The 12,516-nt window shown below is 62.9% G+C and carries 10 protein-coding genes; 4 read left to right on the top strand and 6 right to left on the bottom strand.

All coding sequences use genetic code 11. The features are described 5' to 3' along the window. Window positions 1–6 precede the first annotated feature (6 nt). Entirely contained in the window at window positions 7–540 is a 534-nt protein-coding gene (locus CRO48_RS08905; RefSeq protein ID WP_097138746.1) for a DUF2059 domain-containing protein, read from the bottom strand. An 18-nt stretch (window positions 541–558) separates the two neighbouring features. After that, window positions 559–1,257 (bottom strand): ribose-5-phosphate isomerase RpiA, encoded by a 699-nt coding sequence (gene rpiA / locus CRO48_RS08900; RefSeq protein WP_097138299.1) that lies wholly within the window; start codon window positions 1,255–1,257, stop codon window positions 559–561. 197 nt (window positions 1,258–1,454) lie between these two features. Between rpiA and CRO48_RS08895 the strand changes: the two genes are divergently transcribed. Then, a complete protein-coding gene (locus CRO48_RS08895) occupies window positions 1,455–2,141 on the top strand; it encodes an HAD family hydrolase (RefSeq protein ID WP_097138297.1) in 687 nt (228 codons plus the stop codon). 90 nt (window positions 2,142–2,231) lie between these two features. On the opposite strand, the gene CRO48_RS08890 is transcribed toward CRO48_RS08895, so the two are convergent. Next, window positions 2,232–4,121, bottom strand: coding sequence for a L,D-transpeptidase family protein (locus tag CRO48_RS08890; RefSeq protein WP_097138295.1), 1,890 nt, complete (start codon window positions 4,119–4,121; stop codon window positions 2,232–2,234). A 524-nt stretch (window positions 4,122–4,645) separates the two neighbouring features. Between CRO48_RS08890 and fumC the strand changes: the two genes are divergently transcribed. Together fumC and CRO48_RS08880 are read left to right on the top strand one after the other, a co-directional pair. Then, window positions 4,646–6,037: a class II fumarate hydratase gene (gene fumC / locus CRO48_RS08885; protein ID WP_097138293.1), complete on the top strand. Its 1,392-nt coding sequence runs from the start codon at window positions 4,646–4,648 to the stop codon at window positions 6,035–6,037. 169 nt (window positions 6,038–6,206) lie between these two features. Then, window positions 6,207–7,277, top strand: a complete 1,071-nt coding sequence (locus tag CRO48_RS08880; protein ID WP_097138291.1) for a GGDEF domain-containing protein — start codon at window positions 6,207–6,209, stop codon at window positions 7,275–7,277. 293 nt (window positions 7,278–7,570) lie between these two features. Here CRO48_RS08880 and CRO48_RS08875 read toward each other — a convergent pair whose 3' ends face one another. Then, window positions 7,571–8,179, bottom strand: coding sequence for a pyridoxamine 5'-phosphate oxidase family protein (locus tag CRO48_RS08875; RefSeq protein ID WP_097138288.1), 609 nt, complete (start codon window positions 8,177–8,179; stop codon window positions 7,571–7,573). A gap of 141 nt (window positions 8,180–8,320) precedes the next feature. Then, entirely contained in the window at window positions 8,321–8,695 is a 375-nt protein-coding gene (locus CRO48_RS08870) for a gamma-butyrobetaine hydroxylase-like domain-containing protein (RefSeq protein ID WP_097138743.1), read from the bottom strand. 161 nt (window positions 8,696–8,856) lie between these two features. Here CRO48_RS08870 and moaA point away from each other — a divergent pair, with 161 nt between their 5' ends. Then, the gene (gene moaA / locus CRO48_RS08865; protein WP_097138741.1) at window positions 8,857–9,882 is read left to right on the top strand and encodes a GTP 3',8-cyclase MoaA; all 1,026 of its coding nucleotides are present in this window, start codon (window positions 8,857–8,859) and stop codon (window positions 9,880–9,882) included. 63 nt (window positions 9,883–9,945) lie between these two features. Here moaA and CRO48_RS08860 read toward each other — a convergent pair whose 3' ends face one another. Next, window positions 9,946–12,486 (bottom strand): methyl-accepting chemotaxis protein, encoded by a 2,541-nt coding sequence (locus tag CRO48_RS08860; protein WP_097138286.1) that lies wholly within the window; start codon window positions 12,484–12,486, stop codon window positions 9,946–9,948. Window positions 12,487–12,516: the final 30 nt, after the last annotated feature.

The following is a 12,516-nucleotide window of genomic DNA, read 5'->3' as shown; positions in this document are numbered from 1 at the left end:
CAGCGCTTACTGCGCCTGCTGGCCTTCCGCCTGCTTCAGTGCCCCGATATCGGCTTCGAGCTTCTTGTCGCTGTTGACGGCAAGATCGCGGGAAATGCCGGCTGCCCAGATGTCGGCTGCCTTGATGACCTCGCGGGCGGCGAGCGGGCCCGACTGCAGCAGCTTCTTGCCGGCGGAAGAGTTGTAGAAGTCGGCGATTGCCTTCAACTCATCGACCGTGAAGGTCTTTGCATAGATGTTGGCCACTTCCCGCTCAAGGTCGGCGCGGCGCGGCGCCAGCGCCAGCGCTTGTTCGTCGACCGTCTTGTTGATCAGATCGCCATAGTTCGGCGTGGACTGGATCAGGGTGCCCTTCAGCCGTTCTGCGATCTGCGGTAGGATCGAATCGAACTGTGCGGTGGCATCGAGTGCGTTCATAGCGGCGCGGGCCGCCTGGATCTGCTCTTCGGTTGCGTCCTGCGCCAGGACAGTCCCTGCGAAAGTCGCCGAAGCAACGAGCGTTGCGGCAAGAGTGCGGCCAAGGCCGGCAAAAATGGTCATGGTGGTCATAGCTCCTGTCTAACTGTCCGCTTTCAGCGTCCGCACACCTGCCGCCCCGGCAATGATGGCAATCGACGCCATGTTTATGAACAAGCCTTGTTCCACGACGCCTGGAATCGCGTTCAACGCGGTTGCAAGCGCCTCTGCATCAGGAATACGGCCAAATGATGCGTCGAGAATATGGTGGCCGCCGTCGGTCGTGAAGACACTGCCTCCGGAACGCCGGATCTCGATGGCGCCCGACAGTCCGAGCCTCGCCGCCGTCCTTTCGACCGCAAGCCGCGTGGTGACGATGCCGAAGGGATTGACCTCGATCGGCAGCTTGAATGCGCCGAGCGTTTCGACGACCTTGCTCTCGTCGGCAATCACAATCATGCGGCTTGAGGCGCTGGCGACGATCTTCTCCCGAAGCAGCGCGCCACCGCCGCCCTTGATCAGGCTCAGCTTGCCATCGACCTCGTCTGCGCCGTCGATGGTGAGATCGAGTTCCGGCAATTCATCGAGCGACATGAGCGGAACGCCGAGCTCGACGCAGAGACGAGCAGTCCGCTCGGACGTCGGTACCCCGACAACCGAAAGACCGTCGGCAACGCGTTCGGCGAGGAGTCGAACAAACTCCTCCGCAGTCGACCCGGTACCAATTCCCAGCCGCATGCCGTCTTCGACATAGGACAAAGCGGTATCCGCCGCCTTGATCTTCATTTCGCGGGCGTCCATCCGCCTCTCGCTCCTCTTGCGCTTCCCGCCGCTCTCCGGCGGATTTCCGGATCGACACTTACACGCCCTAACGCACGAGCGAAAGCCAAATTCGGCGTTCCGACAGCCATCGAGAGCAAGTGGCGGGCGAGACAATTTGCATTCGTCGCATCGATCGCTTACCTCCGCAGGCAGGACCTCCAGCAGAAAGACAGACCGTGACCGCTCCTCTTGTCGTCTTCGACCTCGACGGTACCCTCGTCGATACCGCCCCCGACCTCATTGCCAGCCTCAACCACACGATCGGCACGGCCGGTCTTCCACCCGTCAGCTACGACGATCTGACCTTCCTCGTGGGGCATGGCGGGCAGGTGATGATCCAGCGCGCCTTCGAACTGCGCGGCGAAACGCTGACCGAGCGCGACCTGCCGTCCTACTTGAAGGTGTTTGTCGATCATTATGCAGCGGGCATGCCAGGTGCTTCCCTGCCCTATCCCGGACTGGTTGCGGCACTTGATCGCCTCGAAGGCGCCGGCTTCCGGCTCGCGGTCTGCACCAACAAGATGGAGGGGCTGGCGCGGCGGCTGATCGACGGGCTGCAGCTCACCCCCCGTTTCTCCGCGATTACCGGCGGCGACACGTTCTCCGTCCGCAAGCCGAACGCAGCTCATCTTCTCGAGACGATCCAGCTCGCCGGCGGTGTTTCGGACAGATCCGTGATGATCGGCGACAGCCTCAACGACATGCTCGTCGCCCGCAATGCCGGCGTTCCCTCCATCGGCGTTCCCTTCGGCTACTCCGACGTTCCCGTCGCCCAGCTGGAACCGAATCACGTCATCGAGAGCTTCGATGAGCTTCGACCGGAGCTCGTGGAAGCGCTGATCGAACGCTCCGCTGCCGCCTGAGCAGAAGACAAAGCACAGACGGAAACGGCCCGCTCAGAAGAATGGAGCGGGCCGTTTTTGATGTGCATAAGGCGCTGGACAGCAGCGATGTCAGCTCTGGACCTGGCGGGCGGAACGCGTCGCCTCCATTGCCTTGCGCATATAGTTGTCGCGGCCATAGACGTCTTCGAAGAACTCGACCTTGCCATCCTTGTTTGGCCAGGCGGTGAAGTAGGAGACGTAGACGGGAATCCGCTCCGGCACGCTGACGGCCTTGTTGCGGCCCTTGGCAATCTCCGCACCGACCTGGTCGACGGTAGTGCCGAGCACCGCCGCCGCCATCACGCGCGGCTCGGCCAGACGCACGCAGCCGTGGCTCAACGCCCGCATATCCTTGTTGAAGAAGCTCTTGGAGGGCGTGTCGTGCATGTAGATCGCATGCGCGTTCGGGAACAGGATCTTCAATTCCCCAAGTGCATTGTCGTCACCGGGAGGCTGGCGGACAGCGACACCCTTGGTCGAATTCCAGTTGATCTGCGAGGAGGCGACCGCCCGCCCGTTTACCTCGACCTGATAGCCCATCCGGTCCAGATAGGAGGGGTCGGAGCGCAACTTCGGTAGCATCTCGTTGATGATGATCGACTGCGGAACGCCCCAATAGGGGTTGTACTCCACCGTCTGGATTTCGTCCTGGAAGAAGTAAGTCTGGTTCGACTTCGAACCCACGACCACGCGCATGGAGAACTGCTCGGCATCCTTGTCGTGGTAGTAGGCCATGTAGGCCGGCTGGTTGATGAAGACGTAGCGCGAACCGAGTTCGGCCGGCAGCCAGCGCGCCTGCTCCATCGCCACCTGCACCTTGAAGATCTTGTCGGCGACGCTATCGCCGCCCGTCAGGTGGCGAATGGTCGCCTGGCCGACGACGCCGTCGGGCTTCAGGCCGCGTTCCTTCTGGAAGGCCTCGATGAGGGTCACGAGTTCCGGCGTGTATTCCGGTGTTCCGGCATAGGCCGCAATCGTGGCGGCCTGTTCGGTCTTGAGGGCATCGGAGCCGTGCTGGATGACGCCCTTGACGATGTTGGCCAGTTCCGGATTGCTTTGGCCCGGCTTCAGAAGCGTGCCGGCGGCAATCACAACGGGATCGCTCGCGCCCTCCTCGGCCTTCAGCGCCTTTAGCTCGGCCTTCAGCGCCTTGAAATGGTTGCCCGAAGGCTCGCGGCTCTTCAGATAGGCCGCGACGTCGGGGCTCAGCGCCAGGATCTTCAGCGCTGCAACGAGGTTGACCTCCTTGCGCTGGAAATCATGGTAGCCGGAAATCCGGTTCGGATTGATCCGCCCGCGAACCGTATCGAGCACATACGTCGCAACCGCCGAAGACAGATTGACCTCGAACGCTGCGAGCTCCTGATAACGTGCGGCAGAATCGGCGCTATCGAAGACTGCGGAAGGCACTTCGACGGCGTAGTCCTGCGGGTCGAGACCGACCGAGCCTGCGTCGGCGAGAACGGCAAGGGCTGCGCGCGCCCGATCATTGATCTGGTTGCCGGAAATCCAGATGAGCTGCGGATTGTGGGTGTAGAATTCCTCGACGGCCTTTGCACTCTCTGCGGGAGCGAAGGCCTTGACGGTGGAGAACTCGCGACGGATCTCCCCTTCGGGCGTATGCTGCGCCACTTCGACTGCACCATCCTCTATGGAACCCGTCACAACCGGATCGGAAAGCCGGTCCAGCGCGATCGCCTGCAAGGGTTCCGCCTTGTAGCTATAGTAGCGCGGTCCGATCACGCGCGGCAGCGGTGCCGGTTTTGTCGGCGCCGGCTGGGCTGCCTGTGCACCCTGGCCCATGACACCCGGTGGCGGCGCCTCTTCCTGCTTCTTGCGCTTGCCGAACAGGAAATCCAGAAGATTGGGCTGCGCCGCATATGCAGGCGCCACGTCGACAACTGCAACCGCGCAGGTGATCATGAGCGCCGTGAGCGCCGTGGACTTCTTGAACGTCATATCTGCTTCATTCCCCTGTACCGCCGGTGGCGGCCACGAACTGGTTTGCACCCGAGCGAGCGAGTGCGGAAACTATAGGACGGGATAGTGAATGAAAAGGAAACGCGACCGTGCCGGCCGCGCCCGATGCACCAGCCCGGGATCGTTCACATGGACGCGCCAGCGGGCACAAAAATTTGAAAAACAACACAAATATTCCGCAGCAGCCGTCGTTGCGACCCAAGCCGAAACCCGTCCGGATATGGCACGACCAACAAAATGTGGCGGGTGTCGCGCATCGGCCACAGCCTTTGACGTGGCGAGTCGAGACCGTCGCGTGCGATATCCGCACTAATCGATTTTACCGAGAGACTGAGGCGCCGCAGCCCGCCGGCCTCTTTACAAGGCCGGCCGTTATGGGCCAGAGAATGCCCGGATTTAAGGCACGGTGCCATTGCTGGCAGCGCGCAGTCCGGCGGCACCCGCCTCCATGCGGCGGTCGGCGCGCCGACCCGTAAAACGCATGGATCAAAGCGGGAAACGAAATGACATCTACGCGCACGGAGACCGATACGTTCGGCCCTATCGAAGTCGACAACAGCCGCTACTGGGGAGCACAGGCGCAGCGTTCGCTCGGCAACTTCAAGATCGGCTGGGAAAAGCAGCCCCTTTCCGTCGTCCGCGCACTTGGCATCGTCAAACAGGCGGCAGCGCGCGCCAACATGGCTCTCGGCCGTCTGGATCCGAAGGTCGGCGAAGCGATCATCGCTGCGTCCCAGGAAGTGATCGACGGCAAGCTCGACGACCATTTCCCCCTCGTCGTCTGGCAGACCGGTTCGGGCACGCAGTCGAACATGAACGCCAACGAAGTCATCTCCAACCGCGCCATCGAGATGCTGGGCGGCGAGATGGGCTCCAAGAAGCCCGTTCATCCGAACGACCACGTCAACATGAGCCAGTCGTCGAACGACACCTATCCGACGGCCATGCACATCGCCTGCGCCGAGCGCATCGTTCACCACCTCCTGCCCTCGCTGAAGCACCTGCATGCGGCGCTCGAGGCCAAGGTGAAGGCATTTGAACACATCATCAAGATCGGCCGCACCCACACCCAGGACGCCACCCCCCTCACGCTCGGCCAGGAATTCTCCGGCTATGCCGCGCAGGTCGCCTCCTCGATCGCGCGCATCGAGATGACGCTGCCGGGCCTGATGGAACTGGCGCAGGGCGGCACGGCCGTCGGAACCGGGCTCAACGCCCCGGTCGGCTTCGCCGAGAAGGTGGCCGAGGAAATCGCAACGATCACCGGCCTCGACTTCAAGACCGCTCCCAACAAGTTCGAAGCGCTCGCAGCGCATGATTCGATGGTCTTCTCGCACGGCGCCATCAACTCGGCCGCTGCTGCCCTCTTCAAGATCGCAAACGACATCCGCCTGCTCGGATCCGGTCCCCGCTCCGGCCTCGGCGAACTGTCGCTGCCGGAGAACGAGCCCGGCTCGTCGATCATGCCCGGCAAGGTCAACCCGACCCAGTGCGAAGCGCTGACGCAGGTCTGCATCCAGGTCTTCGGCAACCAGACTGCGCTGACCTTTGCCGGCAGCCAGGGCCACTTCGAGCTCAACGTCTACAACCCGTTGATGGCCTACAACTTCCTGCAGTCGGTCCAGTTGCTCGCCGACGCCGCCGTCTCCTTCACCGACAACTGCGTGGTCGGCATCGAGGCGCGCGAGGACAACATCAAGGCGGCGCTGGAACGCTCGCTGATGCTGGTGACGGCGCTCGCCCCCAAGATCGGCTACGACAATGCGGCCAAGATCGCCAAGACGGCCCACAAGAACGGCACGACGCTGCGCGAAGAGGCGGTTGGCGGCGGTTACGTCACCAACGAGGAGTTCGACGCGATCGTGCGCCCTGAAAAGATGATCATGCCCGGCTGAGGTCGGCAGAACATTAACCGGTCAGGAACATCAGCGGCCCTGCGGACATCCCGCCGGGCCGCATTTGTTTGTCCGGCTGGCCGCGGCAACCACAAGATCGTTAATCGTTTCCAAATCTTTTCTCCCTAATTTGACACACCAGAATAAGGGAACCCGATAGGAGCGGAAGATGAACACGTCCGTTGCGCAGAAAGTCCAGGTACCGGACATCGCAGCGCAAGTGACCTATGCGATGCGCGTAATGGGCATCGCTCCCATTCCCAGGAACTACGAGCTTTTCTACGAGGCCTATATCGGTTCCAATCCCAAGCTGACGCGGGAGATCGCCGCGCTCGGCAACCGCGCCTCTCAGGAGGAGCTCGATGCGATCGGCCGCCAGTACTTCGGCCACCACCACCGCGCCGAGGCCATAGACGGTGCGCACACCAAGATGGTGGCACAGCTGGAAGGCCTCCTGCATCTGCTGAAGCAGGAGCAGACCTCGCTGGAAAGCTACAACCGCATCCTCGACGAGACCTATAGCCGGATCAGCAACAAGAACACGACCAGCACCGAGATCATCCGCAGCGCGATCGACGTCCTCTCCGATGCAACCGGCGACTCGATCTCGCAAGGACGCAACATGGTCGAGAACGTCACGCAGACGTCGCTGGAAATGGCGGTCGTCCGCCGCGAGCTGGACGAATACAAGCGCATCGCCCACACGGATTCGCTGACGCAGCTGTCCAACCGGCGCGCCTTCGACGACAAGCTGGCCGCGATCTACGACAATGCGATGCTGCTCAACGTCACCGCGCTGGTGCTGGCCGACATCGATCATTTCAAGAAGATCAACGACACCTACGGCCATCCCGTCGGAGACAAGATTCTCGCCTCGGTCGGCAGCATCATTCGCGCCAGCCTCCGCAAGGATATCTTCATCGCCCGCACCGGCGGCGAGGAATTCGCCATGATCATCGAGGGCAACAGCCAGGACGAGGTCATGACGATCGCCGAACGGGTGCGCATCGCGCTTGAGCACACGCCGTTCAAGAACTCCAAGACCGGCGTGAACTACGGCCCGATCACCATCTCGATCGGCCTGTGCATGGCAGCCGATGCGGAAGCGCCGGCCGAGCTCTACAGCAAGGCCGACATTGCGCTCTACTGCGCCAAGAATGCCGGCCGCAACCGCACGATGGCCTATGAGGACGGGATGAAGAAGGAATTCTCCAAGAGCTGGCTCATCTATCGAAAGTAGCGGCGGCCCGCCGAAGGCGGCGGCCGGGTCTCGACACATTCTCCCTATCTTGCGGACAGATCGACGGCGCCCAAGGCGTCGTCTTTTTTTCGCGCAGTTCCGCTGGAAACCGCAACGCGGCACGCCGGACGGTAGAACGGTTCATCGCACCGAACGCCCGACGGCCTCCCGGCACTGCAGCGTTCGTGCGACAGGTGGGGCACCTGGGTGCGTGTCTCCGGATGCCGAGAGGCAATTCCGGGGGCACGCGTCCCGCCAAAAAGACGAGCTGCAGCAGGCTCTTGCCCCTGTCCCTACCACATGGTCGTCGCCGCGCGGCCGGGCCACTCCCTGTCGTACGCCGCTCCGTCAAAGCCTTTCTTTGCGGACGCCAGCATCTGTCCGACACTCGGCAGTTCCGCCGGATCGCGATGCTTCGCCGGGTTCCACAGGTCGGCGCGCAGGACTGCGCGCGCACACTGCGAATAGACCTCCTCCACCGTGATGACGACGACCGATCGCGGGTGGCGCCCCTCCATCTCGAAACGGCCTGTCAGTTCCTCGTCGATGCGAAGGACGGCGCGACCGTTGACGCGCATCGTCGTGTTCGAGCCGGGAATCAGGAACAGCAGCCCCACGCGCGGATCGCGGACGATGTTGGAAAGCGAATCGACACGGTTGTTGCCCCGCCAGTCCGGCAGCATCAGCGTGCGCTCGTCCTCGACATGGATCACATGTCCGGCGTCGCCGCGCGGCGAACAGTCGAGACCATCCGGCCCTACCGTTGCCAGCGCCATGAACGGCGAAGCCTCGATCATCGCCCGATACTCCGGCGTCAGAAAATTCGTGACCTTGACCAGCGAGGCTTCTCCGGGCTCGCCATAAAGCGCATTCAGCTGTTCGACGGACGTGACGACGGTCATGCTTTGCTCCAGTCAATCAATTCGCCTCGCGATCGCACTTTCTCATGACAGGCGCATAACAGTGAGGCTTCTGTCTCACGCCCCGAATGCCTCATCGGCCGCGGCCGTCACGGCGCGCAATGATGGACGCGGTCAGAAAGCCTACCGGGGCTTCTCGGCGCGGTCGCGGGTCATGCCCTTTTCGGTCAGCTCGCGCTCGTAGGCGGCGAAGAGCTCATCGCCCTTTTCGCCCAGTTCGCGCAGATAACTCCACGTGTAGATGCCCGTGTCGTGGAGATCGTCGAAGCCGATCCGCACGGCGTAGTTGCCCGTCGGCGTCACGGCAAGGATGGCGACGTTGCGCTTGCCCGGAACGGTGACGCGCTGGCCGGGGCCGTGCCCCTGCACTTCCGCCGACGGCGAAAGGACGCGCAGCATTTCCGCGGAAAGACCGAAGCGCTGTCCGTCGTCGAAGGCGACGGTCAAACAACGACGATCCTTTGATACCCGCAATTCCGTCGGCCAGTGCTCGCTCATCATCGCTCTCCTGCATGTCCGGGCAGCAGTATGACGCGAACGGGGCGTAGGCAAGGTTCAATTTCGTGAGATAATGCACGCATCGGCCTTGACGGTTGACGGCAACCGCCCAACATTGCGGGCGAGAACGGAGCATGAAATTGAACAGTTTCGCAGGCACGATGGACAAGGCGCAGGCGCTTCCGCAGTCGGACGCCCCGATGGTCGATCCGTTCGGCCGCGCCGTAACCTATCTGCGTGTTTCCGTCACCGATCGCTGCGACTTCCGTTGCACCTATTGCATGGCAGAGAACATGACGTTCCTGCCGAAGAAGGATCTCCTTTCGCTGGAGGAGCTGAACAGGCTCTGTTCCGCCTTCATCTACAAGGGCGTTCGTAAGCTTCGACTGACCGGTGGCGAGCCACTGGTCCGCAAGAACATCATGTTCCTGGTGCGCGAGCTTGGCCGCCATGTAGAGGCTGGCCGCCTTGACGAACTGACGCTGACGACGAACGGATCGCAACTTTCCAGGCATGCCGCCGAACTTGCCGATTGCGGCGTTCGCCGCATCAACGTCTCGCTCGATACGCTGGACCCGGACAAGTTTCGCGCCATCACCCGCTGGGGCGACCTTCAGAAGGTGCTGGAAGGCATCGATGCGGCGCAGGCAGCCGGGATTAAGGTGAAGCTGAACGCCGTGGCGCTGAAGGATTTCAACGACCGCGAGATTCCGGCAATGCTGCGCTGGGCCCATGGCCGTGGAATGGACCTGACCCTGATCGAAACCATGCCGATGGGCGAGATCGACGAAGACCGCACGGAGCATTATCTGCCCCTGTCGGAAATGCGCCAGCGCCTTGGCGAAGAGTTCACCCTGACTGACATCGACTATCGCACCGGCGGACCGGCGCGCTATGTCCGGGTGGCTGAAACCGGTGGTCGTCTCGGCCTGATCACGCCGATGACGCACAATTTCTGCGAAAGCTGCAACCGGGTTCGCCTCACCTGCACGGGCACACTCTACATGTGCCTCGGCCAGAATGACGCCGCCGACCTGCGCCTGCCGCTGCGCGCATCCGAGGACGATGCGCTCCTTTCGCAGGCGATCGACGAGGCGATTACCCGCAAGCCGAAAGGCCACGATTTCATCATCGACCGCAACCGACGGCCCGCGGTCGCCCGCCACATGAGTGTTACCGGCGGCTAACCTTTCGCTGGAGACCCCGACGCAAAACAACGCCGGGGTCTGCTGCTTCTGGCGCCATGGCCGTCAGGCGGCGTAGTGGCCCCTGTAGTGTTCGTCCCTGCCATCGAAGTCTCGCGTCTTGAAGCGGTCGATCTTCTGGTTCAGCAGCTCCACGCGCCGGCGCAGCCCGTGAATTTCGGCCGTGTTCTCCTCCACCATCGCGGCATTCTGCTGGGTGATCAGTTCCACCTGATGCACCGCCGCGTTCACCTCGTTGAGGCCCTCGTACTGTGCGGCCGCCGCCTGCTCGATGTTTCCAACGAGTTGGTGGATCGTCGAGATGTGCTCGTTGATGACCGACAGCGCATTGCCGGTCTCTTCCACCAGCGACACGCCGTTTCGGACCTGCGCGGAGCTGTCCGAAATCAGCCCCTTGATCTCGCGGGCGGCTCCGGCGCAGCGCTGCGCCAGTTCACGCACTTCCTGGGCGACCACGGCAAATCCCCGTCCTGCGTCGCCGGCACGCGCGGCTTCCACGCCCGCGTTGAGCGCCAGAAGGTTGGTCTGGAAGGCGATCTCGTCGATGACACCGATGATCGTGCTGATCCTCTCGGAAGAGGTGTTGATCTGCGCCATCGCCTCCACCGCCTTGGTCACCACCGCGCTGGAGCGGATCGCATAGTCGTGCGTCTCGTCCACGGAGAGCGCGGTGCGCTGGGCGCTTTCGGCGGTCGAGCGGACGATGTCGGTCAGTTGGCGAAGGGCGCGAGAGCTTTCCTCCAGAGCTGCGGCCTGTTGCTCTGTCCGCCGCGCCAGATCGTCGGCGGAAGTCGCGAGATTGCCGGCGCCGCCGTTGATCTCGAGGGTGGTCGCCCGGACGTCGGCCAGCGTTGCCCGCAGAGCTTCGACCGCATTGTTGTAGGTGCGGGCCATGGTCACGTATTCCGCAGCCAACGTCTCGGTCATGCTTTCCTCCAGGTCGCCCTCGGCAAGCTTGCCGAGAACGTTGGAGAGGGCCGTGAGCGCTTCCATCTGCTCGGCCTCGATGCGTGCCTGTTCGGCGGCGCGTCGGGCCTGCTCCTGCGCCGTCTGCGCCCGCTGCGCCTCGGCCTCCTGCTCCAGCCGCACGTTCTCGACGGCCGCATCGCGGAACACCGCCACGGAGCGCACCATGTCGCCGATCTCGTCGCCGCGGTTGCGGCCCTCGATCGGCACGGTGAGATCGCCGCTCGCAAGGCGGGACATGACCTCGGTCACCCGCTTCAGCGGGCCGCGCAAGGTTTCGACCAGCATCAGGCCGCCGATGATCGCAAGCAGCGTTCCTGCCACCATCGCGATGATGGAGACATTGGCCGAACGCTGGCTGTCGCGCTTGCCTGCCTCCTGGGCGCTGCTGACGAAGGCCTCCAGCGTCTGGCTGGCGTCGGCGACGAGCGAACGGCCGAGGCTGCGCGCGTCGCGCCAGCGCTGGCCGACATCGATCAGCGCCTGTGATCCATCTTCGATCGCCGCAAGATGAGGCGCGATCCGCCCGGAAAGATCGCGCAGCGCCGCATTGCGGGCGCCAAGCTCCGAAAGCTGGGCAGCACTCGCCGCGACAGCCTGCACATCTGCGAGGATCAGATCCCGGCTCTCCTGGTCGAGCTTGCGGTGCAACTCGCTGATATGCAGCCGCGTCCGGTCGATACTGGTAAAGGTGTCGTTCATGATCGAAATCAGCGACTTAAGCAGCCCGATCTCCGCGTCCATGGTTACAAACCGCTTGGCCGCGAGGTCCGAATTCTCCTGGGCAGCCTTGACGAAATCCGCGTCATACTTCGAGAGTTTGGACAGAATGGGCGTGAAGGCCTGCTTCTTGGCTTCGGCATCGTCCGGGCTTGCCAGGACCTTCTGGATCGCATCGACCTCCCGCTTCAGCAGCGCGAACTGCCCGAGCGCCTTGGGCGAGGCGATCTTTTCGGATTCGCCGATCTGCTTGATCAGGGCCGGCAGATAGGTCTGGGCGGCCTTGACCTTGTCTTCCGCCTTCATGGCAAGGGCAACGGGCTTGCGGAACTTGCCGACCCGCTCTGCGAGACCCTGATAGGCGGCGGCATCGAAGAGCAGCGTGCGGGCAAACTTTTCCTTCTCGTCGGATTCGCTGCGGATCACGCCGATCTGCTTTTCGGCGAACTGCCCCTGTTCGGTCAGCCCGGAAAGTGCTGCCTCGAGATTGTTGGTGATCTTGTCCTGCTCCACCTTGATGGCCCAGAGAAGGTCGGTCTCCTCGCGCATCTTCGGCGCAAGCGCGACGACCGAGGCGATCTTTTCCTTCTCGCCCTGTTCGGGCAGAAGATCGTTGAGGGTGCCGATGCCGGCTTCCTGGTCGTCCACGCGCGCGCTCAGAGCGTCGCGGTTTGCTTCCGTCGGCTCGTCGACGAAATCCTGCAGCGCCGTCCTGAGTTTCTGGAAGTCCGACAGGCTGTTGATCGTCTCGCGCGTCACGGTCATGTGACCGTTCAGCGTCCGGGCGGTGAAGAACCCGACGAGACCGATGCCGGCGATGAGGACCACCAGCGGAATGACGAAAAGCAGCACTTTGGTGACGATGCGGCGGCGCTGCAGCATGCGATCGATAATGGACATGGGTTCCCCGGATATTTTTCTTCTGTCCGA

The sequence above is a fragment of the Rhizobium subbaraonis genome (assembly GCF_900220975.1).
Classification (GTDB): domain Bacteria; phylum Pseudomonadota; class Alphaproteobacteria; order Rhizobiales; family Rhizobiaceae; genus Mycoplana; species Mycoplana subbaraonis.
This window is presented reverse-complemented; position numbering and strand designations above follow the sequence as displayed.

Bases quoted from the DNA above. Each gene is read 5' to 3' on its own strand.
- CRO48_RS08860 (WP_097138286.1), bottom strand. From the start codon at position 12,486: ATGTCCATTATCGATCGCATGCTGCAGCGCCGCCGCATCGTCACCAAA.
- CRO48_RS08875 (WP_097138288.1), bottom strand. From the start codon at position 8,179: ATGACCGTCGTCACGTCCGTCGAACAGCTGAATGCGCTTTATGGCGAG.
- rpiA (WP_097138299.1), bottom strand. From the start codon at position 1,257: ATGGACGCCCGCGAAATGAAGATCAAGGCGGCGGATACCGCTTTGTCC.
- fumC (WP_097138293.1), top strand. From the start codon at position 4,646: ATGACATCTACGCGCACGGAGACCGATACGTTCGGCCCTATCGAAGTC.
- CRO48_RS08905 (WP_097138746.1), bottom strand. From the start codon at position 540: ATGACCATTTTTGCCGGCCTTGGCCGCACTCTTGCCGCAACGCTCGTT.
- CRO48_RS08890 (WP_097138295.1), bottom strand. From the start codon at position 4,121: ATGACGTTCAAGAAGTCCACGGCGCTCACGGCGCTCATGATCACCTGC.
- CRO48_RS08870 (WP_097138743.1), bottom strand. From the start codon at position 8,695: ATGAGCGAGCACTGGCCGACGGAATTGCGGGTATCAAAGGATCGTCGT.
- CRO48_RS08880 (WP_097138291.1), top strand. From the start codon at position 6,207: ATGAACACGTCCGTTGCGCAGAAAGTCCAGGTACCGGACATCGCAGCG.
- moaA (WP_097138741.1), top strand. From the start codon at position 8,857: ATGGACAAGGCGCAGGCGCTTCCGCAGTCGGACGCCCCGATGGTCGAT.